A 21,890-nucleotide genomic window follows, 5' to 3' on the forward strand; every position below is an offset into this window, starting at 1 on the left:
TCTCTCAGCTCTGGCAGACCGGGCACCAGTAGAGCTTGCGCGCGGCCATCTCCTCAAGAATGATGTTGGTTCCACACACCCGGCACGGCAAGCCCTCACGCTTGTACACCCAGTGACGGTCGTCACGGTTGGCCATTGCACGTACATAGTCGTCGCCGGTGAGGTCGTCCATGGTCATCATCTGCCCCGTCTCGATTCCAATGCGCAGCAGACGCACCCAATCGCGCCAGAGCTCACGCACCGTCTCCTCGGGCACAAGCCTTCCCGGTGTATGTGGGTCGACCCCCGCACGGTAGAGCAGCTCAGCGCGATACACGTTGCCGATGCCACTCACGACGCTCTGGTCCATGAGAAGCAGCCCAATTCGGGTCGGCTTGCGCCGCACCACCTCGGTGAATCGGTCTTCGGCCTCACGTGTATCGTCGTGGATCGGATCCGGGCCGAGCTTGGCGATCACCTCGTCGATCTCAGCACCCGTGCGAATCTCGCAGGCCGTCGGACCGCGCAGATCGGCCACCGTGTGTTGCGTGAGCAGCCGCAGTCGAACCGCGCCCACGGGAGGGGGCGGGAACGTCTCCCACTCCACATCCGTATCGCCCTTCGTCTGCTCCGACATGCGCACGCGCGCCTTGCGTGGCGCTCCGATGCTCGAGAGCGAGTTCTCGCCTGCAGAATCCAGAACGTCAAGGGCCACATCGGTTCCGCGCTGGTTCGTCTGTCCCATGCGACCATTCGCCGACGCAATTGTGGGATCAACGGCGATCTCACCCGCGAAATCCCATGCCCCGTACATGCCAAGGTGCACACGCAGCCAGGTGTCGTCGCCGAAATCGGCGAACATCTGCTTGCCAACCGCAGTCACATTCACCAACTCACGTCCGTCGAGAACGGCGGCGCCCTCGACGAATCGGCCCTGGGGCGAGGATGCCGAGACACGTCGCCCCGCAAAATTTCGCGCGAACTGGCGGGCGATGCGATGAACCGAATGGCCCTCGGGCATCAGTGATCGACATCCTTCCCCGCGATCGTTCCGGTCTGCTCGTACTCCGCAAGCTGAGCAACGCGACGGGCATGACGTTCCTCGCCGCTGAACGGGTGTGCGATGAAGGCGTCGATGAATGACAGAACCTCGTCATAACTATGCTGACGCGCACCGATCGAGATCACGTTGGCATCGTTGTGATCGCGTGCCAACTCGGCTGTCGACAGGTTCCAGACAAGAGCTGCCCTCGCTCCGTCCACCTTGTTCGCCGCGATCTGCTCGCCGTTACCCGAGCCACCGAAGACGACACCGAGTGCGTCGCGCCCATTCCGCTGATCGGCGACGACGGCGTGGGCTGCATTAATGCAGAACGCGGGATAGTCGTCCTGCGGGTCGTATTCCGCCGGCCCGTGGTCGACGACCTCATGACCTTTGTCGGTCAGATAGTCCACAAGCTTTCTGCTGAACTCAAGGCCGGCGTGGTCTGTGGCGATGTGAATGCGCATATGTCTATCTTGCCCTGCGCTCAGTCGAACTGCGGTTCGACAGTGCGCGAACGCTTGAGCTCGAAGAAACCAGGATATGACGCCGCCGCGACGACACCGTCCCACAGCGCGACGGCCTCGTCACCCTTCGGGGCCGGCGAGATCACGGGGCCGAAGAATGCGACGTCACCGATGGCGATGACCGGTGTGCCGACGTCCTGACCGACGCGGTTGATGCCGTCGAAATGGGAAGCACGCATCGGCTCGTCGTAGGCATCGCTGTCGGCGAAACTCGCGAGCGACGCGTCGAGTCCGACCTCGGCGAGAGCTGCGGGGATCACAGCATCCGGGTCTGTGCTCTTTCCTGGGTGGATGCGCGTTCCCAGCGCATCGTAGAGCGGTTTGACGTATTGCTGCCCGTGGCGCTGTTCGACAGCTGCGACAAGCCGCGTGTATTTCAGCGCCCGGGGGAAGAACGCGCGATAGTCGTCTGACACGTCCTGATCTTCGTTCAAGACAGCGAGGCTCATGATGTGCCACGTGACGTCAATATCACGATGCGTGGCCACCTCATCCACCCACCGGGACGTCATCCAGGCCCACGGGCACGAAGGGTCGAACCAGAAGTCAACTGCTGTCGGTGTCGATTCGCTCATAACCTCAGCCTAGAACACGGGAAACGGGGCGCGGCAGTACGCTTGTTCACTGGACACGATCCACGCAATCGAATAGGAGTATCCGTGCCAGGAGAAAACCTCACACGTGATGAAGCTCGCACACGCAAGAGCCTCATTCAGACGCACACCTACGCAGTCGCACTCGATCTCACACAGGGACCCGACGTCTTCCGCAGCACCACGACGGTTCGCTTCAGCGCCGAAGCAGGATCGTCGACGTTCATCGATGCCCTGACCGCCAGAGTGCATTCGATCACCCTCAACGGCAGCCAGATTTCCACGTCTGCAGCGGACGGTACTCGCATCGCCCTCGACGGACTTCTCGACGAGAACGAGCTCATTGTCGATGTCGACATGCGCTACACCAACACCGGAGAGGGTCTGCACAGGTTCGTCGACCCGGTCGACGGTGAGGTGTACCTGTACAGCCAATTCGAGGTTCCCGACTCCCGCCGTGTCTTTGCCGTTTTTGAGCAGCCCGATCTGAAGGCGACGTTCCAGTTCACCGTCACCGCGCCGTCGGCATGGCAGGTCGTCTCGAATTCGCCGACGCCACAGGCAGTTCCCCTCAGCGACACTGTGGCGCGGTGGGAATTCACCCCCACCGCGACCATCTCGAGCTACATCACCGCGATCATTGCCGGCCCTTATGAATCAGTGAGCAGCGAGCTGACCAGCAGCGACGGCCGAACCATTCCGCTCGGCGTGTTTGCCCGCAAGAGCCTCTTTGAGCACCTTGACGCTGAGTATATTTTCGAGAAGACGCGCCAAGGCTTTGCCTTTTACGAAGACAAGTTCGGCCGCGCGTACCCCTTTGAGAAGTACGACCAGCTTTTTGTTCCGGAGTTCAACGCTGGCGCGATGGAGAACGCCGGTGCCGTGACGTTCCTCGAGAGCTACGTTTTCCGTTCAAAGGTGACGGATGCCATCAGGGAGCGTCGTGTCGTCACCATCCTGCACGAACTTGCGCATATGTGGTTCGGTGACCTGGTCACGATGAAGTGGTGGAACGACCTCTGGTTGAACGAGTCGTTCGCCGAATGGGCATCAACGATCGCTACGGCACAGGCCACTGAGTGGACCGAGGCATGGACCACCTTCCAGGCCATGGAGAAAAGCTGGGCGTACAAGCAAGACCAGCTTCCCTCCACACACCCCGTCGTCGCCACAATCAATGACCTTGAAGACGTGCAGGTGAACTTCGACGGCATCACGTATGCAAAGGGCGGCTCCGTTTTGAAGCAGCTCGTCGCCTGGGTCGGCGAGGAGGCGTTCTTCGCGGGGGTCTCGGCGTACTTCGCGAAACACGAATATTCGAATACGGAGTTGAAGGATCTGCTGAGCGAGCTAGAGGTGACGAGCGGACGCGACCTGTCCGACTGGTCGCAGAAGTGGCTGGAGACCGCCGGAGTCAACACTCTGTACCCTGACGTCACCGTTGATTCGGAGGGTACGATCTCGGCGTTCGCAATCCGGCAGACCGCGCCAGCCGACTACCCCACACTTCGACCGCATCGCCTCGCCCTCGGGTTCTACAACCTCGACAATGGTCGGCTTGTGCGAACCGATCGCTTCGAGCTCGACATCGACGGCGAAAGCACGCCGGTAACCGAACTCGTCGGTCGCACGCGTCCCGACCTGATCCTCATCAATGACGACGACCTCGCCTACGCGAAGATCAGGCTTGACGAAGCATCGCTTCGTGTGGCGATGAAGCACCTGTCGACAATTGAAAACCCGCTTGCCCGTGCGCTGGTGTGGGGGTCAGCGTGGGACGCAACTCGGGATGCCGAAACGGCACCGAGTGACTACGTCGACCTCGTGCTGGGAAATATCGCAGCTGAAACCGAGTCCACAACATTGCGCACAACACTCAGTCAGCTCGTGCTCGCTGCGCAGCAGTATGTTGCTCGTGATCGCCAGACGAGCACTCTCGCGCGCGTTGCCGACGAGCTCTGGGGGCTTGCTCAGCAGGCGGAACCGGGCAGTGACGCTCAGTTCCAGTTTGTGAAGTTCTTTGCTGCTGCGGCATCCGCGCCTGCGCATTTGGATACCATCGCAGCGCTGCGCGAGGGAGACACAAAGCTCAACGGGCTCGAGATCGACACGGACCTCGAGTGGGAGCTGCTCGTCGCGCTCGCCGCCGGAGATCGCGCGTCCGTCGCCGACATCGATGCCGCGCTTGAACGCGATAGCACCGCGTCAGGCCAGCAGTTCGCCGCGCAGGCACGGGCGTCACGCCCGAGCAGCGCAGACAAGAGCGCCGCCTGGTCGCTGATCATCGATGACGATTCGCTGCCCAACACGCTCGTCGCGTACACGGCGCTCGGGTTTCGCCGCGCTCAGCATGCCGCTGTGCTGACGGATTTCGTCGACCGCTACTTCAACGTGCTGGTCGACATCTGGAACACCCGCTCATACAAGATCGCAGAGCACGTTGCCGTTGGACTGTACCCGTCTTCACTCGCGAACGCGCACCTGCGCGATGCGACGACAGCATGGCTCAGCACACACAGTGAGCCTGCCGCTCTTCGCCGTCTCGTGGTGGAGAACCTGGCGGGCGTCGAGCGCGCTCTTGCAGCGCAAGAGAGGGACGCTCGCTGACGGTGTGAGACACCTCGGGCTTCTCACATTGTGCGGAGCCCGAGGTGTTTACAGACATAGTCGAGTTGACGTGGATACACTCACAACGTGCGCACTGATTTCACGTCGTCTCTCGATGACTTCCTGAACACCCCTCTCGGCACTCTCGTACATGTCGTCGTCATCATCGGGGTGGCGATTGGGGTGGCCTGGCTTCTCCACATCATTATTCGACGCTCTGTCGTATCGATCGTCAGCGGAGTCAAGCGGGGCCGCGGCGTCGATGACACACAGGCGCTCGCCATTTCGCCGTTGGCCGCGGTGCGCGTCGTTCAACGCACTCGCACGCTGGGCACAGTGCTCTCTAATATCGTCAACGTCGTCATTGTCGTCATCGCCGTGTTCCTCATCGTTCACGTTGTCTCCCCCGGCATCCTAAGTTCATTCGCTCTGCTGTCCGCCGCTATCGGTGCCGGCCTCGGATTCGGGGCACAGAACATCGTGAAAGACGTGCTCAATGGCATCTTCATGGTGATCGAAGACCAGCTCGGAGTCGGGGACGTCGTCGACGTGGGGTTTGCCACGGGCGTCGTCGAAAAGGTGGGCATCCGCATCACGCAGGTGCGCGACGTCAACGGGGTGCTGTGGTTCGTGCGCAATGGCGAGGTGCTGCGCGTGGGAAATATGTCGCAAGGGTGGTCGCGACTCATCATCGACCTCGCGATTCCTCTCGACGTTGATTTCGACGAGGTCAAACAGCAGTTGCTCGATGCGGCCATGGCGCTCGCTGAAGAGCCGAAGTGGAGACCACACTTCCTTGACGCCCCCGAGGTGTGGGGCATGGAGTCCGTCTCGGACGAGGCGATCGTTCTTCGTCTGGTCGCGAAAACGCGCACCTCGTCGAAAGACGACGTCGGACGCGAGCTTCGCTCCCGTTTCAAAGACGTTCTCGATGGCCTCGACGTTGTAGCACTCTCGCTGGAGACGGTGATTCTCGCGGGATGGGAGGGTGCAGGCAGTGTGGGCGGAGCACGGCCACCTCGAACAAAGCCCGTCGTCGTCGATCCCTCAAAACTCGGTAAGAAAAAGAAGCGCGCTCCGAAGGGAGAACAATGACCGACGCACAGATCAGCACGTTCTACGACCTCGTCGGCGGGCACGCTACATTCCAGAAACTGGTGCACGAGTTCTATCGAGGCGTCGCAAGCGATCCCGCGCTCAAGGCGATGTATCCGGAGGAAGATCTCGGTCCGGCCGAAGACCGTCTGAGAATGTTCCTTGAGCAGTACTGGGGCGGCCCGGCCACGTACAGTGAGACTCGGGGGCACCCGCGTCTTCGCATGCGCCATGTTCCGTACAAGGTGAACCCCGAGGCGCGGGACCGCTGGCTGGGGCACATGCGCACTGCCGTCGACTCCCTCGAGCTCGCGCCGATCCACGAGGCGACGCTGTGGGACTATCTTGAGAGAGCAGCTCACGCTCTCGTGAATACGTTCGAGGACTGACCAACGTAGCGTCGAAGGAGCCGCCCGATGTCTGACCATTCATATGACGCAATCGTCGTTGGGGCTGGGCTCGCCGGCCTTGTCGCAGCGGCAGAGCTCGCCGATTGCGGCCGACGCGTCGCCGTGCTCGATCAAGAGCCCCCCAGTTCCTTCGGCGGACAGGCCTGGTGGTCTTTTGGCGGACTCTTTCTCGTCGATTCTCCCGAGCAGCGCAGAATGGGAATCAGCGACTCTGCCGACCTCGCGTGGCAAGACTGGGAAGGAACAGCCGGGTTCGATCGAGACGAAGACAATTGGGCACAGCGGTGGGCTCGCGCCTACGTAGATTTTGCCGCAGGCGAAAAGCGTTCGTGGCTGAAGTCCAAGGGAATATCGCTGTTTCCCGTTGTCGGCTGGGCTGAACGCGGGTCAGGGGCCGCTTTCGGACACGGAAACTCTGTACCTCGATTTCATATCACGTGGGGAACGGGTCCCGGCGTTCTCGACCCGTTCGTTCGCCGCGTCCATGCGGCACAAGACGCTGGTCTTGTCGACGTGCTCACGCGACACCGCGTCGACGAGCTGATCATGACGAATGGCTGCGTCACAGGTGTGTCTGGAGCAGTTTTGGCCGAGGATCGGGTGCCTCGTGGTGTGACGAGTTCTCGCACAGAGGTCGGCAGGTTCGAGTTCTCGTCCCGAACGGTATTGATGAGCACGGGAGGAATCGGAGGCAACTCCGAACTCGTGCGCAAGCACTGGCCGGAAAGACTCGGACCTGTGCCCCGCAGCATGCTCACCGGTGTGCCCGCCCACGTCGACGGGCGCGGACTCGCCATCGCAGAAAATGCGGGCGGGCGAATCGTCAATGCCGATCGCATGTGGCATTACACCGAGGGCATCACCAATTGGAATCCCGTTTGGCCCGAACACGGCATCCGGATTCTTCCCGGCCCATCGTCGCTGTGGCTCGATCCGACAGGTGCACGCCTGCCTGCACCGCTCTTTCCCGGGTTCGATACGCTCGGCACCCTCACACACCTCACGAGAGCAGGCTTCGACCATTCCTGGTTTGTGCTGACCCAGCGAATCATCGAGAAAGAATTTGCGCTCTCGGGAAGCGAGCAGAATCCAGACTTGACGGGCAAAGACATCCGGATGGTTCTGGGCAGAGTCGCGCCAGGTGCACCCGGCCCCGTGGAAGCGTTCAAAAAGCACGGTGACGACTTCGTCGTTGCCGATCGCCTTGACACTCTTCTGGATGGCATGGCCGAACTCGACACGGACGACCAGCTTGATCGCGGCCGTGTCCGCCACGAGATCGAGTGGCGCGATCGACAGCTGAACAACAGTTTCTCCAAAGACGCGCAGCTTACCGCCATGCACGGTGCACGCTCGTACCGTGGCGACAAGCTGCTCCGTGCCGCTCCCCCGCACAAACTGCTTGATCCGAAGGCGGGGCCCCTCATTGCTGTCAAACTGCACCTGCTGACCCGCAAGACGCTTGGCGGGCTGCAGACCGACCTTGACGGTCGAGTTCTTTCCGCCTCAGGTGAGCCCGTTCCGGGCCTGTATGCGGCAGGAGAGGCATCTGGCTTCGGCGGCGGCGGGCTGCACGGCTACCGTGCTCTCGAGGGTACGTTCCTCGGCGGTTGCCTGTTCTCTGGACGTACAGCAGGCCGAGCGATGGCCGGAGCTTTGGCGTGAGCTCAGCGTCGGCGCACAAGAACGTGACCGCGACGCAGACTCAGGCGAAGCCAATTGCCTGACTGGAGTACACGTGCCGTTTCAGGCTCCGAGATAAACCCCAGGCTGTCTGCAGCGAACGCCGCTCCGGCTGGAAGCTCCGGTACCTGCGCGATATCTTCGCCCCAGACTGACGCTCTGATTCGCTGCACGACGGGGTCCCCTGCGTCGCGGGGCAGCTCTGATGATATGCGCTCGACGCCGGCGCGCGCCGCGCCTGAGAGCACATCGACGTCAATCGATGCGATCTGAGCCCAGCCTGAGCGCGGAGGTGCTATTCCGGTCCACGGCGCCTGCACGTCAGACGGTGGCATCGAGAGCCGCGCCGATCCGGTCCCTTCGAGCCGCGCGATGCGCTCGCTGACGGACACCGGGTTCACCGTGCGATCGAAGGTGGCATCGCTGTTTTCAGCGTACGTACGCAGTCCGAGGATCGTGGCGCTCTGGTCGAGAATGCCACGCGCATAGAGCACGGGTACGTAGACGGCGAGTACTCCGCCTGAAGCGAGAAATCGCACAGCATCCGGGTCGACCCGTTTTGCGCGGCCTACAAAGGTGCCCAGGTCCGACACAGCGTCGGTATCGCTCAATGTGAATGTCTCAGTCATCTGCTCCTAAACTTATCTCACGCCGCACCCGTCGGCAGCATCGTGAGGAGAAGCGTTGTCAGATCCCATCGACTCATTGCTCGGAGCCCTTGATCTCGCCGATACTGGTGCTCGCACAAATGAAGACATTTTCACCGGCCCCTCTCAATGGATGCCCCAGGGTCGCGTCTTCGGCGGACAGGTTCTTGCTCAGTCGATCATGGCTGCAGGACGGACGGTTCCCGATGATCGCTTCATCCATTCAATGCACGGGTACTTTCTGCGTCCCGGCGACGTCGACCTGCCCATCACGTTCGCCGTCGACCGCATTCATGATGGTCGATCGTTCATGACGCGACGTACGCAGGCCTATCAGAAAGGCATGCCGATTCTGTCGATGATCGCCTCATTCCAAGACGAGGATGCTGGCCTTGACCATGCAGCGCCGATGCCCGATGTCACAGATCCCGATGACCTGCCGAGCGACACTGAGATCTTGGGCTCGATCGATGATCCGCGCGCGCGTGCGTGGTCTGCCGATCGACCATTTGAGATTCGTCATGCATCCGAGCCGATCTACCTTGCACCGCCTACGCAGAAGTCCTCCGAACAGATGCTGTGGCTGCGTGCGAACCGAGCGCTTCCCGACGACAGACGACTTCATCAGGCAGCCCTTGCCTATGCGAGCGACTACACGCTGCTCGAGCCAATCTTGCGCAGTCATGGTTTGAGCTGGCTGACGCCAGGTCTCAAGATGGCGAGCCTTGACCACGCAATGTGGTGGCATCGTGCCGCACGGGTGGACGAGTGGCTGCTGTACGTGCAGCAGTCACCGAGCGCGACGGGCGGACGCGGGCTCACACAGGGTCGTTTTTATTCGCGTGACGGCAAGCTTGTTGCCTCGGTCGCTCAAGAGGGAATGGTGCGTGTGCCCCGAAAGTCGTGATCTCGCGACTATCGCCGTCCAGTGAACGTCACGGGCGCTTCTGCATAGCGCTGCCATGCTCGGCGTTCGGCTTCTCGAATGCGACGAGGAGCGCCTGACGAGGCATCCACGAGTACGATCGTGCTTGCCGCGCAGGCTGCCGGCGTGTCACCGTCGTGTTGTGTGAACACTTCATAGTGCACGTCGAGACTAGCGCCTCCGAGCCGACCGATCCACAGCTGAATATCCAATGGGGCCCGCTGATACGGAATCGGCTTGCGGTACTCGACCTCATGACGTGCAACGAGTGTCAGCGTCTCCGACCCGGGCTCGGCCTCAATCAGGGCCATTCCCTGATCAATGCTGTCGCCCTCGTCACCGCTGCGCCAGAAAACCCGCACTCGAGCTTCCTCAAGCACCCGAAGCAACTCCACATTATTCACATGGTTATAGGCGTCGAGGTCTCCCCAGCGGAGATGCACCGGAGCATGGACGCGCATCAGTCTCGAGTCAGCTTGCGGTACGTCGAACGGTGTGGCTTCGCAGCGTCTGCGCCCAAACGTTCTACCTTGTTCTGCTCATACGCCTCAAAGTTTCCCTCGAACCAGTACCAGTTTGCCGGGTTCTCGTCTGTACCTTCGTACGCAAGAATATGGGTGGCAATCCGGTCAAGGAACCAGCGATCGTGAGTGACGACCACGGCGCAGCCGGGAAACTCCAGAAGTGCGTTCTCGAGGCTCGACAGGGTCTCGACGTCCAGGTCGTTAGTCGGCTCGTCAAGCAGCAGAAGGTTGCCGCCCTGCTTCAGCGTCAGCGCGAGATTCAGACGGTTGCGCTCACCGCCGGACAGCACTCCTGCGCGCTTCTGCTGATCCGGGCCCTTGAAGCCGAAGGTGGAGACGTAAGCGCGCGAGGGAATCTCGTTGTTTCCGACCTGAATGTAATCGAGGCCATCTGAAACGACTTCCCACAGCGTTTTGTTCGGGTCGATTCCGCCTCTGCTCTGATCGACATATGAGATTTTCACCGTCTCGCCGACTTTGAGGTCGCCCCCATCGAGCGGTTCAAAACCGACGATGGTCTTGAACAAGGTGGTCTTACCGACTCCGTTGGGGCCGATCACACCGACGATTCCGTTGCGCGGCAACGAAAACGACAGACCGTCGATGAGAACACGTTCGCCGAAACCCTTGCGCAGGTTACGGGCCTCAATAACTGTCTGCCCGAGTCGCGGCCCGGCTGGAATCTGAATCTCCTCGAAGTCGAGCTTGCGAGTCTTCTCGGCCGCAGCGGCCATCTCCTCGTATCGTGCGAGACGCGCCTTCGACTTGGCCTGCCGACCCTTGGTGTTAGAACGCACCCACTCGAGTTCGTCAGAAAGACGCTTGGAAAGCTTGGCGTCTTTCTTGCCCTGCACGGCGAGACGGTCGCGCTTCTTCTCGAGGTATGTCGAGTAGTTTCCCTCGTACGGGTAAAGGTGTCCTCTGTCGACCTCAGCGATCCACTCAGCGACGTGGTCAAGGAAGTACCGATCGTGAGTGACAGCAAGCACAGCACCTGGATACTTGGCAAGATGCTGCTCGAGCCACAGCACGCTCTCGGCGTCTAGATGGTTGGTCGGCTCATCGAGAAGAAGCAGATCTGGCTTCTGCAAAAGCAACTTGCACAGCGCGACGCGCCGCTTCTCTCCACCGGAGAGCACGCTCACCGTCGCATCAGAAGGCGGGCAGCGCAGCGCGTCCATCGCCTGCTCAAGCTGCGAGTCGAGGTCCCACGCATCGGCGGCATCAATCTCTTCCTGGAGCTTCCCCATTTCGGCGAGGAGGGCGTCAAAATCAGCATCGGGTTCAGCCATCGCCGCCGAGATCTCGTTGAAACGGTCGACTTTGACCTTGATTTCGCCGAGGCCATCTTGAACGTTCTCGAGCACAGAACGGTCCTCGTCGAGTTCCGGCTCCTGCATGAGAATGCCGACGCTGTACCCGGGGCTGAGCTTGGCCTCACCGTTGCTCGGTGTGTCGAGTCCAGCCATGATCTTGAGGATCGTTGATTTACCGGCGCCGTTCGGGCCGACCACGCCGATTTTCGCTCCGGGGAGGAAGGCCATCGTCACGTCGTCGAGAATAACTTTGTCCCCGACTGCTTTGCGCGCGCGGACCATCGAGTAAATGTATTCGGCCACTCTTTTCCCTACACTGCTTTCATGTCCGTGAGACCGCGAGCGGTCTACTGGGCTGATGTCGCGTCAAACTGCCTGTTCACGCGGTACGACGACCACCGTACGCTGCCATCGATGGCACGCGGTGCGTCGTCGCCACCTTCGAGGATAACGTGTCATCCTGCGAGTCGGCGACGTCAGTTGAACGAGTCGAGTGCTACTCGATGTCGCGGGTGTTGCCGATGAGGCACGTGCCCGAGTCAAGGGCGTCCATCACCACGGAGTGATAGCCGCCAACCGCCTCGCCGTTCTGCCCGATCAGACACTGATCATTCCATCGCACCGAAAACTGGATGGATTCCGCGCGGTTGCCGACCGTGGAGTAGTCCTCCGTCACTTGCATCGCCGATTTATCAAACCCTGCCTCGACAAGGGCATTGATGAAATCCATGCCCATTGCGTCGGGGTTCTCGGCAAGTACGCCTGTGTTGACGGCGTCGAAGTAGCCGAGGTTGTCCTCTGCAGACCCGTCCGGAACGAGCTCTGTCTGGGCAGGAGGACTCGTCTCTTCGACAGGAGAACCCGTCGACGTCTGCGGCGCTGTCGAGTCAACCGCCGGCGCGCATCCACAGAGAACCCACGTGAGAAGCAGCGTTCCGCCGAGTGCCCAAAGCCTGGCAGTAGTCCGCCCCACGCTCTGCCTCCGGTTCCGGCGACAGAATGCCGCCGGAACCGATTGTAGAAGATCAAGCTGTTCGACGTACTCACGCCGCCTCGACGTTCTCCGTACCGACGCTCACAGAGGGCCAACCGTTGTGAAAACCTTCGGCAGCGCGCTCAACGAGCTCCGAGGATTGCCCCGACGACGAGTGGGGATCCGAACCAGGCAACTCAGCGTCGTCGCTTGGATCAGCATCTGACTCCGACTTTTCGACCGCCTCGTTGTGCTTATGAAACGTGGTCGTTCCCCAGGTGAGGTCATGCCCGACTGACGTTGCATCGATGTCGACAGTCATCCCTTTTCCTGCTTGATTCGACCATTCTCTGAGCCTGACCCGACCCGTGACGACGACGCGGTCTCCCTTGTTCACACTCGCTGCAACGTTCTTGCCGAGATACCGGTAGGCGCCAACCGAGTACCAGTTCGTTCCGTACTCGGTCCACACTCCGGTCTGTTTGTCGTACCGGCGCAGGCTCGTCGCCAGGCGAAAATTGCAGACAGGCGTGCCCGCGGCGTCTCCCAACTGCGGGGTAGTCCCGACGATCCCGGTGACGGTGATCGTATCGGCCATGATTGCTCCTCTCGATAGTGCACCGCCCGGTCGGGTGGTGCGACTCCGGAGACGACGCTCGTGCCGGATCAGTCGTCTCCGGAGCCGTTCATCGAGTGTGGCGCGCAGTCGACGCGCACATCGTGGCTCGTCAGAAGATTGTGGGGCCTCGCACACAGACGGGCTGCTGTGGACGAACGATCGGCGACGACTTGTGTCACCCACGTTGCCGTACGGAGTGCACGGGCCATGGGTTGCAGCGTGCTCCCAATAAGTCACTAACATAACGTCATGACCTTTATCGCCGACGATTCCCGGTACGATTCCATGCGCTATCGAAGGGCGGGCGCTTCCGGCCTGCGCCTTCCTGAGCTTTCGCTTGGCCTCTGGCACAACTTTGGCGATGAACGTCCGATTGAAACGCAGAGAGCGATCGTGCGCCGGGCGTTCGATCTTGGCGTGACGCACTTCGATCTCGCGAATAATTACGGGCCGCCTGCCGGAAGCGCCGAAAGCAATTTCGGGCATATTCTCGCGACAGACCTTGCGGCGTATCGTGATGAGATCATTATTTCGAGCAAGGCCGGTTATTACATGTGGCCGGGTCCCTATGGCGAGTGGGGGTCGCGAAAGAACCTGCTCGCGTCACTCGATCGCAGCCTTCGCAGACTCGGTGTCGACTACGTCGATGTCTTCTACTCGCATCGTCCAGACCCAGAAACGCCCATCGAAGAGACGATGGGAGCTCTGGCTTCGGCCGTTCATGCAGGCAAGGCCTTATATGTCGGCATTTCCAACTATTCGCCGGAACAGACGGATGCCGCTGCGGCTGCGCTCGCTGAGCACAAGGTTCCACTTGTGCTGCACCAGCCCTCGTACAGCATGTTCAACCGTCATGTCGAACGTGGCCTGTTCCCCGTGCTCGATCGCACCGGAAGTGGCTGCGTCGTCTTTTCCCCGCTCTCGCAGGGACTGCTCACGAACCGCTATCTCGACGGCAGCATTCCTTCGGATTCTCGCGCTGCCACAAGTCCGTTCCTCTCTCCCGAGCGATTGGATGCAACATATCTCGAGCGTGCGCGCGCCCTCGATGAGATCGCGTCGTCACGAGGACAGAGTCTCGCCCAGTTGGCCCTGGCGTGGATTCTGCGGCAGAGCAATGTCACATCCGCGTTGGTTGGAGCCTCGTCTGTCGCGCAACTGGAACAGAACATCGCTGCGCTCGACGCCCCTGCGCTCACAAACGATGAAATCAGCGCCATCGAACCCTTCGCCGTCGACGGAACGGGACGGGGCTGACCGTCTTCCTCTGAATGTCGGTGGTCGCCCGTACCGTTGAGTCACAGCACGGGGCCGGCCTTGACATTGGGAGGGATTATGCAGTCAACACTTGCACGCGGACGTCATGCTGAGACGATCCGCATCAATGACTACCTGTGGCGTGTCACCGCGCCCGATGGCTTCGTTTTCGGGCACGTCGAACGGGTGCCGACGCCCGAGGGCGACCGCTACGAGTCGAAGCGCTATCAGCTCGCAGCAGCGCGTTTCGTCTCCGTCGGGCGTTTCTGGAACTTCACCGACGCCGTCGGCTCGCTTCGGCACGGGTAGGTGACTTTTCACAACCACCACGGCATGGCTCCCGACAGTGGAGCCCCGCCCGGGTTATCGTTCGGACATGAACTGGTGGAACGATTTCATCTCATGGCTCACTGCCTCTGACGCGCAGTCAACGATTTTCATGGCTGTTGTCATCGGCGTCTCGATGATCATCTCGGGTCTCATCGCCGCGGGGATCGGACGGGCCGGCATCAAACGTCTCGTCGCTCAGCGCGATCGGGAACAGCGCACGGCCGCAATCGCGACCCTGATCGACGCTGCAACGGAGGCAACCGCCTGGAATTCGCTGACGCCTCAGGAGCGTGTGCTTGCCGATCGCGCAGTCGGCCAGGCAGACACGACGGTTCGCCTCCTTCCGGTGCGTGGGTCATCGATTGCCGCTGACTGGGCCTCACATCAGCTCGCTGAAATGAAGCGTGCATCGTCGAGAACCGACTCAACCCTCGATTCGTCAGTTGCAGAGTTCCGCGATTGTCTTCTCGATTGGCTAGAACGCCCGGGCCGAGCGAAGAAGGTATTTCAGAACGATCTCGAACGGTGGTCGTTCTCCGATGAGGCCGAGAACGTCGCGGCGCCAACCGATAAGCCCCGCGATCTTCCGGCAGAGACGCAGCCTGAACTGCGCTCCAACATCACGCCAACACCGCGCTTCTCCGATGCGTCCCGTGCAGACGCAACGACACAGAAGCTCATCGACGACGTCGCAGCGCTTGACGCAGCGAAGAAGCATCCGCAGTCAGCGTCATCCGCCGCAGACGAAAAGAACGCGTCGTAATCTCTAGCGCCACCAGGTGTCGGCCGGACCAACCGGAACCGTGCGCTTGTGCCTGCTGCGCATGAACGCAGACTCGATCCGCTCGGCAGTCTCGTGCGAAATCTCCACGCCTTCGAGGTAGTCATCGATATCTGCGTAGGACAGCCCCAGATTTGCTTCGTCTGACTGGCCTGGTTCGTCGTCGAGGAGGTCTGCTGTGGGGATCTTCTCGTAGAGTCGCGGCGGTGCATTCAGCGCTCGGAGCATGCTCGCTCCCTGTCTTTTTGTCAGCCCGCTGAGCGGAATCACATCTGCGGCGCCATCGCCGAACTTCGTATAGAAGCCGGTGAGAGCCTCCGCCGCATGGTCGGTGCCGACGACGAGACGCCCATCGGCACCCGCGAGGGCATACTGCGCGACCATGCGTGCGCGCGCCTTCACGTTCCCCTTGTTGAAATCGCTGATGCGCTCTCCCGTTGCGCGCGCATACTCATCAACCACACCGTTGACAGACTGCTCGATGTTGAATGTCACCGCGCGATCCGGCGCGATGAATTCAAGAGCGAGAAGAGCATCCGCCTCATCATTTTGAACCGCGTAGGGCAGTCGCACAGCGAGAAACTCGGCGGCGTCGCCGCGGGCGCGGCGACGTTCCACTGCGCGTTGGCAGAGACTGCCGGCGAGTGAAGAATCCTGCCCGCCGCTGATGCCCAGCACATACCCTGCTGCCCCGGTGGCACTAAGGTACCCGTCGAGAAAGCTCACGCGCCGCTCGATTTCTTCACGGGGGTCGATGTGGGGCCTCACCCCGAGTTCGGCGATGATCTGGGCTTGGAGTTCTCGCATGATGTCACCTTAGCCGAGCAGATGTTTCGTGGTGATGTCGGGCTATTGAAAGTCTCGCGACCGTGTCTGCGCACGAATGCCCAACTGCTCGAACTGATCGGCGAGCACGTTGACGACACCTTCGGGCGAGCGCTCAAGCATCCCGCGAACGATGAGCGCCGGGCTTTCCCGTGCGATACGCCGGTATCTGTTCCAGACTCCCGTGCTGCAGACGACGTTGACCAGCCCCGTCTCATCTTCGAGGTTCAAGAACGTCACGTTGCGGGCCGTCGCCGGTCGTTGTCTGTGCGTCACCACACCAGCAACGCGAATGCGCCTGCCCGGTTCGGCCGTGCGCAGAGCGACCGCGCTTCTCACACCTCGCGTGGTGAGCTCTTCACGCAGATGTTCGAGTGGATGCCCCTCAGGCGAGATCCCCGTCGCCCAGATGTCAGACACGGTCTGCTCTTCCGGAGTGAGCAGAGAGAAGAGCGGAGGCTGAACAGTGAGCGCGGTTCCCACGAGCTGCTCTGGGCGCTCCTGCGCGGCGTGCTCCGCCTGCCACAGCGCCTCTCGGCGACTGAGGCCCAGGCACTCGAAGGCGCCGGCGTCGGCGAGTGACTCCAGCACGGGCGTTCGCACACCGGTTCTGCGAACGAGATCGTACATGTCTCGAAAGTGTCCGTTCGCGTCACGCTCTGCGACGATCTGCTGCGCAATCTTCTCCCCCACTCCACGCACGGCAGCGAGCCCGAGGCGAACGGCGAATGCCTCATCTCGGCGATGCTGCGCCTGTGTGTCTTTCATCGTCGGGTCGAACACCCCGATGGGCGACTGCTGTGAATTCACGCACTCCTCGCGGCCCTGCGTCGAGCCCTCCCGGTCGCCTTCGAGCGAGGGATGAACGTGCGAGAGGTGCAGATCAGGACGATGCGTCGTCACACCGTGGCGCCGCGCATCGGCGACAAGGCTCTGCGGAGAATAGAAGCCCATCGGCTGCGCCCGCAGCAGCGCCGCGAGAAATGCCGCAGGATAGTGCAACCGAAGCCACGCGCTTGCGTACACGAGAAGAGCGAAGCTAATGGAATGGCTCTCGGCGAAGCCGAAGTTCGCGAATGCCTGGATCTTGGCGTAGACAGCATCCGCCTGCTTTCCTACGAGACCGTTCTTCGCCATTCCGGCGTACAGCGTGTCGCGCAGCGAGTCGATGCGTTCAGTTCCTCGCTTTGACCCCATTGCACGCCGCAACTGATCGGCGTCTTCTGCCGAACACCCGCCGACAGCCATCGCCATCTGCATCAGCTGCTCTTGGAACAGCGGAACGCCGAGCGTTCGCTTGAGCACCGGTTCAAGTTTCGGGTGCAGATACGGAATGGCGAATTCTCCCGTGACATCTCCCGCTGCCTTCTTGCGCTCCCATTCACGCTGCTGCATGCGACGTTTGATGTAGGGATGAACAGCGCCACCTTGAATCGGGCCGGGCCGCACGAGCGCGACTTCGACAACCAGATCATAGAACCGTCGAGGCTGCAGCCGGGGAAGCATCCCCATCTGGGCACGGCTCTCTACTTGGAATACACCGACGGTGTCGGCGTGGCAGAGCACGTCGTACACGGCAGCTTCTTCCTTCGGAATCGTGTCAAGCGCCCAGCGTTCGCCGCACGCCTCGGCGACGAGATCGAAGACGTGCGCAATCGCCTCGAGCATGCCAAGCCCCAGCAGGTCGAACTTGACGAGCCCCATCCACGCACAATCGTCTTTGTCCCACTGCAGCACGGTGCGGCCCTCCATGCGCGCACGCTCGATGGGACTCACTTCGCCGACAGGCCGGTCTGTGAGCACCATGCCGCCCGAGTGGATGCCGAGATGGCGCGGCAGCTTCAGCGTTTGATCAGAGAGCTCAAGCACGGTGTCGGGAATATCGTGATCGTGTGCCTCGACGGTGGCGCCCCATCGTTCGATCTGTGTGCTCCAGGCGTCTTGCTGCCCCGGGCTGTGTCCCAGGGCCTTCGCCATGTCACGCACCGCTCCTTTCGGCCGATAGCTGATGACGTTACACACCTGCGCTGCGTTGTACCGGCCGTATGTTTCATACACGTACTGGATCACCTCTTCGCGACGACCGGAGTCAAAATCGACGTCGATATCGGGCTCTTCCTCACGCATGCTCGACAGAAAGCGCTCGAAAGGCAGCTCGTAGAGAATCGAATCAACGGCTGTGATGTCGATCAGAAAGCAGACGGCCGAGTTGGCGGCGGAGCCTCGACCTTGACACAGGATGCCGCGCGAACGCGCGAACCGCACGATGTCGTGCACGATGAGAAAGTAGCCGGGAAAATCCTTCTCGTCGATTACCTGAAGCTCGCGCTCGATGCGGTCGGCCTTCGCCCTGTCGAGATCGGGATATTTGCGCGCAGCTCCTTCCCAGACCAGCTTCCGAAGCCATTCCATCGGAGTGCATCCATCGGGAACGGGAAGCTTGGGCAACCCTGGCGAAACGGCCCGCAGAGAAAACGCCAGTTCATCGAGCAGCTCCACGCTACGCGCAACGGCACCGGGGTATGCCGCGAATCGTCTCGACATCTCGTCACCGCTTCGCAGAAAGGCATCACCCGAGGCAGGGAGCCACCCCTCCAGATCATCGAGGCTGCGTCGGGCGCGCACCGCTGAGAGCGCCTGCGCGAGCCGAAACTGGTCGGGCCTGGCGAAATGCACGTTTCCGGTTGCTACGACAGGAAGGCCTCGCTCCGCGGCCAGAACAGAGAGAGCATCGTTGCGGGCATCGTCGAGCGGCTCTCCCCTGGCGAAAAGCTCGACGGTGACGCTGTCTTTTCCGAAGAGCTCCACCAGTCGATCGAGTTGCTGCGCGGCGGCAGCTCGGCCTCCGCTGTCAAGTGCTCGCCTCACGGCGCCCTTGCGGCATCCGGTCAGCACGTGCACGTGTCCGGCCAGCTGGTCGCCAAGGCTCTCCATGCTGTAGCGGGGGCTTCCCTTCTGCGCTCCCTCGGCGAGATTCGCTGCAGTGATCGTGCGCGCCAGATGACGATACCCTTCGGCCCCCCGCGCGAGTGCAAGCAGATGCATGCCCTCGGGGTCGGCTTCGCCGTTCTGCGGCTCTGAGAGGTCGAGTGAGAGCTCCGCCCCGAAAACCGTGGAGAACCCCGGATGCAGCGCAGCAGCCTCTGCAAAGCGCACGGCACCGTAAAAGCCATCGTGGTCGGTGAGTGCCATGCCGGCCAGTCCCAGATCGACAGCACCGTCGACGAGCTGCTCCGGCATGCTTGCGCCGTCGAGGAAGCTATAGGCAGAGTGCGCGTGCAGCTCCGCGTAGGAAATTTTCGGTGCAGGAGCCGCCGGTCGAGTCTCAGCCGTCTGCGGAGGCTCGCTGCGAGAAGCCGCCACCTGGGCAGCGGCAATCTCAGGGTCGTCAGACAGCCGTCTGGCGAACTCTGACCACGGCACAGGCGGATTATGCCAGCCCATGAGCGTGCGCCTTCTCAGTCATAGCGGGCCTCGACACTCCAGCGGTCATTCTGCATCGTCAGCATCCACGCGTCACCGCGATCGTCGACCGCTTGGAAGCGATGGACCCTCTGGTGCCGGCGAGCATCCCACCAGCGCACGTCGAGGCTCCAGGGCCCTGCCCAGCCACGCAGCATGCGAATGCTTCCCTCGAGCGACAGCGCCATGAGCGGTGCCCGAAGCGTGCCCCGCTCGGTGAGCGTCGCGATATCGCCTGCAGTGTCGAGAACCGCAACCTCCACCGGGTTCTCAAACACGAGACTCGGCGCAAGACCGGTCTGCGACCCGGGCCAGGGCTCGCTGCTGCGGTCTGCGCTTGCCCGCTTCTCTCCCCAGGGAACGAGCAGCTGCCTCTCACGCATGAGGCGGCCTTCGCCGGGTTGAAGAGTGCAGACGCCGGTGTGCCCGATCATGCTCTGCACTCGCGTAATGCTGTTGTGAACGCGCTGATCTGTGCTGTCTCCCCACAGCCCTGCCTCATAGTGCGACGCATCGTCGATTGCCGCAACGGTGATCAGCACAGCGCTGATCGGTGCGTCCAGAGCAGCGGCCCCCGCATGCGTTCCCTGCACCTGCCACCGCACGCGATCGACGATGTCTGATGCTCGGAAAAACCGAGGATGCAACCACGTGCGTTCTTTCAGCCCACCGCGATCGTCGCGCAGCTCGATGCGAATGCTCGTCGCTACCTTCTTGGACTCGGCAACTCGTTCCGTGAGGTCATCGATATCAGCACGAAGGCTGAACGCGATCTGATCGACGCGGTCGAGTGCCTCATCGAACTCACGGTGCACCGAATGCTCGAGGGAGGTATCTGTCGGAACGACCGTGCGGGGATCATCACCGTTCGCCAGACGGTGCACGCGCACAGCATCCGGGCCAAATCGATCGCGCACCTGATCAACGTGCAGGCGAGCGTAATCGCCGAGAAAATGCACTCCGAGCCTGTGCAGAAGAGGCCCATTTTCAGCAAGTGCCTCCGCGGGCAGTTCATCGATGGGGACGGCAGCGACAAAACGCGCGGTGTCGGCGGGAGAGATCGCCACGATCTCTCCCGCGCGTGCGCGGCGGGCAGCAAGTTCTGCGGGAAAGATTCCGTCGGCGATTCCCGCGCGAACATCGGCGAAGCCGCTGGCTCGAACGGCGCTCATCAGCATCTCGGCCGCCGCTCGCTCTCCCCCGTAATACCGACTGGGGCCCCGCAGTCGCAGAGCGCAGAGCCCCGGCTGCAAAATCTGACCCCCTGGAGCATGCTCCTCAATCACCTGAAAAATGCCCTCGAATGCTCGGTAGTCGGCGTCGCGATCGTAGGGATGCACGTCGAGCTGCGGGCACGCGGCCTGTGCCTCACGCATGCGTTGCCCCTGTGCGACGCCCCAGGCTGACGCTGCCGCGTTGCACGCTGAGACGGCCCCCGTGACGAGCAGTGCAAGAGGAACCTCCTGCGCAATCCCTCGGGCCGTTGCCGCAGCTGCTGTCGACCACCCGGGAAACCGCAGCACGAGAGTCCGTTTTATTGATGTTCCCATAGCGCCACCTCATTCGTTGCTATGTTCGATGAGATCAGGTGGGTCTGACATTTCGGAAAGCGTAAAGAAAACCCGACGCGGTGCACCACCGCGACCACGCGCAGTCGCTGTGAGCCGGCATGAGGCCAAATGTCCGTGCCCGGAACGAAGACCGCCCCATTGTCGCTCCGCGACGCTCAGGCGATCTTCTGAACCAGGCCAGCTGCCAAGCCGCAGCATGACGCTGCCCGTGCGGCGAAGTCGCGCCTCGAGTCTCTGCGCCTCGGCCGATGCCACCGAAGCAGCCCCGCCCAGCACGACGACAGACATCACGTCGGCCAATGTCGCAGACACCCGAACACCCTGATCTCCGGGATGCGGCACGAGAATCAGTCGTTCAAAATCGACGCCGATAGACGACGCAGCGGCCGCCGAGAAGTCAGGCATTCCGATGACCGCCACCCAGTCTCCCCTGCGCGTTGCCTCAGCGAGAAGCATCGTCACCAGGAGCGGAGACAGCACCTCGTACACTCCACCTGGCCTCAACCCTCCACCGGGAAAGAGTCCGGCCAGTTCGGAGACCACGGGAATGACCGGCGCCTCGGCCCCGGCGCCGAGAGTGTTCCGCTGCATGCTGCGGATGCGCCCGTTCAGCTCGGCAAGCACGTCGGCACGGTTCGATGCCGATGCATCGACCGCGTCCCATGCGCGCACAGCTCCCGTATTCATATCGCCATAATCGAACATTTGTTCGGCATAGTCAATA

At 61.7% G+C, this 21,890-nt stretch carries 20 protein-coding genes; 8 read left to right on the forward strand and 12 right to left on the reverse strand.

The window, feature by feature from the left end; genetic code table 11:
- Positions 1-4: 4 nt before the first annotated feature.
- Genes HCR76_RS09170 through HCR76_RS09180 form a run of 3 tightly spaced genes read right to left on the reverse strand, consistent with a single transcriptional unit; the run spans position 5 to position 2,123 of the window.
- Positions 5-1,000: an Fpg/Nei family DNA glycosylase gene (locus tag HCR76_RS09170; protein WP_166993152.1), complete on the reverse strand. Its 996-nt coding sequence runs from the start codon at positions 998-1,000 to the stop codon at positions 5-7.
- Positions 1,000-1,488 carry a ribose-5-phosphate isomerase gene (locus tag HCR76_RS09175; protein ID WP_166993149.1) on the reverse strand — a complete coding sequence of 163 codons (489 nt, stop codon included), beginning with the start codon at positions 1,486-1,488 and terminating at the stop codon, positions 1,000-1,002. The genes HCR76_RS09170 and HCR76_RS09175 overlap by 1 nt, the downstream gene beginning before the upstream one ends.
- A 20-nt stretch (positions 1,489-1,508) precedes the next feature.
- A complete protein-coding gene (locus HCR76_RS09180) occupies positions 1,509-2,123 on the reverse strand; it encodes a mycothiol-dependent nitroreductase Rv2466c family protein (RefSeq protein WP_166993146.1) in 615 nt (204 codons plus the stop codon).
- 84 nt (positions 2,124-2,207) lie between these two features.
- Between HCR76_RS09180 and pepN the strand changes: the two genes are divergently transcribed.
- The 4 genes from pepN (at position 2,208) to HCR76_RS09200 (ending at position 7,918) form a co-directional block, all read left to right on the forward strand.
- Positions 2,208-4,748, forward strand: coding sequence for an aminopeptidase N (pepN, locus tag HCR76_RS09185; protein ID WP_166993143.1), 2,541 nt, complete (start codon positions 2,208-2,210; stop codon positions 4,746-4,748).
- Positions 4,749-4,835: 87 nt separating this feature from the next.
- Positions 4,836-5,843, forward strand: a complete 1,008-nt coding sequence (locus HCR76_RS09190; protein WP_166993139.1) for a mechanosensitive ion channel family protein — start codon at positions 4,836-4,838, stop codon at positions 5,841-5,843.
- Entirely contained in the window at positions 5,840-6,232 is a 393-nt protein-coding gene (locus HCR76_RS09195; protein WP_166993136.1) for a globin, read from the forward strand. The genes HCR76_RS09190 and HCR76_RS09195 overlap by 4 nt, the downstream gene beginning before the upstream one ends.
- Before the next feature lie 27 nt (positions 6,233-6,259).
- A complete protein-coding gene (locus HCR76_RS09200; protein ID WP_166993133.1) occupies positions 6,260-7,918 on the forward strand; it encodes an FAD-binding dehydrogenase in 1,659 nt (552 codons plus the stop codon).
- 2 nt (positions 7,919-7,920) lie between these two features.
- Here the strand turns inward: HCR76_RS09200 and HCR76_RS09205 are convergent, their stop codons facing one another.
- On the reverse strand, positions 7,921-8,565 hold the full coding sequence (locus HCR76_RS09205) for a DUF8185 domain-containing protein (RefSeq protein ID WP_166993130.1): 645 nt from the start codon (positions 8,563-8,565) through the stop codon (positions 7,921-7,923).
- 55 nt (positions 8,566-8,620) lie between these two features.
- On the opposite strand from HCR76_RS09205, the gene HCR76_RS09210 reads away from it, so the two are divergent.
- Positions 8,621-9,490, forward strand: a complete 870-nt coding sequence (locus tag HCR76_RS09210; protein WP_244971363.1) for an acyl-CoA thioesterase — start codon at positions 8,621-8,623, stop codon at positions 9,488-9,490.
- A gap of 8 nt (positions 9,491-9,498) precedes the next feature.
- Here HCR76_RS09210 and HCR76_RS09215 read toward each other — a convergent pair whose 3' ends face one another.
- The 4 genes from HCR76_RS09215 to HCR76_RS09230 all read right to left on the reverse strand — a co-directional run bounded on the left by HCR76_RS09215 (position 9,499) and on the right by HCR76_RS09230 (position 12,919).
- Complete coding sequence (locus HCR76_RS09215; protein ID WP_166993127.1) at positions 9,499-9,969, reverse strand: acyl-CoA thioesterase; 471 nt, start codon at positions 9,967-9,969, stop codon at positions 9,499-9,501.
- Positions 9,969-11,651, reverse strand: coding sequence for an energy-dependent translational throttle protein EttA (gene ettA / locus HCR76_RS09220; RefSeq protein WP_166993124.1), 1,683 nt, complete (start codon positions 11,649-11,651; stop codon positions 9,969-9,971). Before ettA ends, HCR76_RS09215 begins: the two co-directional genes overlap by 1 nt.
- A 193-nt stretch (positions 11,652-11,844) precedes the next feature.
- Complete coding sequence (locus HCR76_RS09225; protein WP_166993121.1) at positions 11,845-12,321, reverse strand: DUF6993 domain-containing protein; 477 nt, start codon at positions 12,319-12,321, stop codon at positions 11,845-11,847.
- A 70-nt stretch (positions 12,322-12,391) separates the two neighbouring features.
- A complete protein-coding gene (locus tag HCR76_RS09230; RefSeq protein ID WP_166993118.1) occupies positions 12,392-12,919 on the reverse strand; it encodes a single-stranded DNA-binding protein in 528 nt (175 codons plus the stop codon).
- Between the two features lie 270 nt (positions 12,920-13,189).
- Between HCR76_RS09230 and HCR76_RS09235 the strand changes: the two genes are divergently transcribed.
- The 3 genes from HCR76_RS09235 to HCR76_RS09245 all read left to right on the forward strand — a co-directional run bounded on the left by HCR76_RS09235 (position 13,190) and on the right by HCR76_RS09245 (position 15,290).
- A complete protein-coding gene (locus tag HCR76_RS09235; protein ID WP_166993115.1) occupies positions 13,190-14,197 on the forward strand; it encodes an aldo/keto reductase in 1,008 nt (335 codons plus the stop codon).
- Positions 14,198-14,275: 78 nt separating this feature from the next.
- Entirely contained in the window at positions 14,276-14,506 is a 231-nt protein-coding gene (locus HCR76_RS09240; protein WP_166993112.1) for a hypothetical protein, read from the forward strand.
- A 67-nt stretch (positions 14,507-14,573) separates the two neighbouring features.
- Positions 14,574-15,290, forward strand: coding sequence for a hypothetical protein (locus HCR76_RS09245; protein WP_166993109.1), 717 nt, complete (start codon positions 14,574-14,576; stop codon positions 15,288-15,290).
- Between the two features lie 3 nt (positions 15,291-15,293).
- On the opposite strand, the gene nadE is transcribed toward HCR76_RS09245, so the two are convergent.
- The 4 genes from nadE to imuA' are packed head-to-tail and all read right to left on the reverse strand — an operon-like array spanning position 15,294 to position 21,853.
- The gene (nadE, locus tag HCR76_RS09250) at positions 15,294-16,115 is read right to left on the reverse strand and encodes an NAD(+) synthase (RefSeq protein WP_166993106.1); all 822 of its coding nucleotides are present in this window, start codon (positions 16,113-16,115) and stop codon (positions 15,294-15,296) included.
- Positions 16,116-16,157: 42 nt separating this feature from the next.
- Positions 16,158-19,577 carry an error-prone DNA polymerase gene (locus HCR76_RS09255; protein ID WP_166993103.1) on the reverse strand — a complete coding sequence of 1,140 codons (3,420 nt, stop codon included), beginning with the start codon at positions 19,575-19,577 and terminating at the stop codon, positions 16,158-16,160.
- Between the two features lie 14 nt (positions 19,578-19,591).
- Positions 19,592-21,145 (reverse strand): DNA polymerase Y family protein, encoded by a 1,554-nt coding sequence (locus HCR76_RS09260; protein ID WP_166993100.1) that lies wholly within the window; start codon positions 21,143-21,145, stop codon positions 19,592-19,594.
- A gap of 9 nt (positions 21,146-21,154) precedes the next feature.
- Positions 21,155-21,853, reverse strand: coding sequence for a DnaE2-dependent mutagenesis accessory factor ImuA' (imuA', locus tag HCR76_RS09265; protein WP_166993097.1), 699 nt, complete (start codon positions 21,851-21,853; stop codon positions 21,155-21,157).
- Positions 21,854-21,890 lie beyond the last annotated feature (37 nt).

Origin of the sequence: Paramicrobacterium chengjingii (assembly GCF_011751765.2) — a bacterium.
GTDB lineage: Bacteria > Actinomycetota > Actinomycetes > Actinomycetales > Microbacteriaceae > Paramicrobacterium > Paramicrobacterium chengjingii.

Bases quoted from the DNA above. Each gene is read 5' to 3' on its own strand.
- HCR76_RS09170 (WP_166993152.1), bottom strand. From the start codon at position 1,000: ATGCCCGAGGGCCATTCGGTTCATCGCATCGCCCGCCAGTTCGCGCGA.
- HCR76_RS09175 (WP_166993149.1), bottom strand. From the start codon at position 1,488: ATGCGCATTCACATCGCCACAGACCACGCCGGCCTTGAGTTCAGCAGA.
- HCR76_RS09180 (WP_166993146.1), bottom strand. From the start codon at position 2,123: ATGAGCGAATCGACACCGACAGCAGTTGACTTCTGGTTCGACCCTTCG.
- HCR76_RS09195 (WP_166993136.1), top strand. From the start codon at position 5,840: ATGACCGACGCACAGATCAGCACGTTCTACGACCTCGTCGGCGGGCAC.
- HCR76_RS09200 (WP_166993133.1), top strand. From the start codon at position 6,260: ATGTCTGACCATTCATATGACGCAATCGTCGTTGGGGCTGGGCTCGCC.
- HCR76_RS09205 (WP_166993130.1), bottom strand. From the start codon at position 8,565: ATGACTGAGACATTCACATTGAGCGATACCGACGCTGTGTCGGACCTG.
- HCR76_RS09215 (WP_166993127.1), bottom strand. From the start codon at position 9,969: ATGCGCGTCCATGCTCCGGTGCATCTCCGCTGGGGAGACCTCGACGCC.
- HCR76_RS09230 (WP_166993118.1), bottom strand. From the start codon at position 12,919: ATGGCCGATACGATCACCGTCACCGGGATCGTCGGGACTACCCCGCAG.
- HCR76_RS09235 (WP_166993115.1), top strand. From the start codon at position 13,190: ATGACCTTTATCGCCGACGATTCCCGGTACGATTCCATGCGCTATCGA.
- HCR76_RS09240 (WP_166993112.1), top strand. From the start codon at position 14,276: ATGCAGTCAACACTTGCACGCGGACGTCATGCTGAGACGATCCGCATC.
- HCR76_RS09245 (WP_166993109.1), top strand. From the start codon at position 14,574: ATGAACTGGTGGAACGATTTCATCTCATGGCTCACTGCCTCTGACGCG.
- nadE (WP_166993106.1), bottom strand. From the start codon at position 16,115: ATGCGAGAACTCCAAGCCCAGATCATCGCCGAACTCGGGGTGAGGCCC.
- HCR76_RS09255 (WP_166993103.1), bottom strand. From the start codon at position 19,577: ATGGGCTGGCATAATCCGCCTGTGCCGTGGTCAGAGTTCGCCAGACGG.
- HCR76_RS09260 (WP_166993100.1), bottom strand. From the start codon at position 21,145: ATGGGAACATCAATAAAACGGACTCTCGTGCTGCGGTTTCCCGGGTGG.
- imuA' (WP_166993097.1), bottom strand. From the start codon at position 21,853: ATGAATACGGGAGCTGTGCGCGCATGGGACGCGGTCGATGCATCGGCA.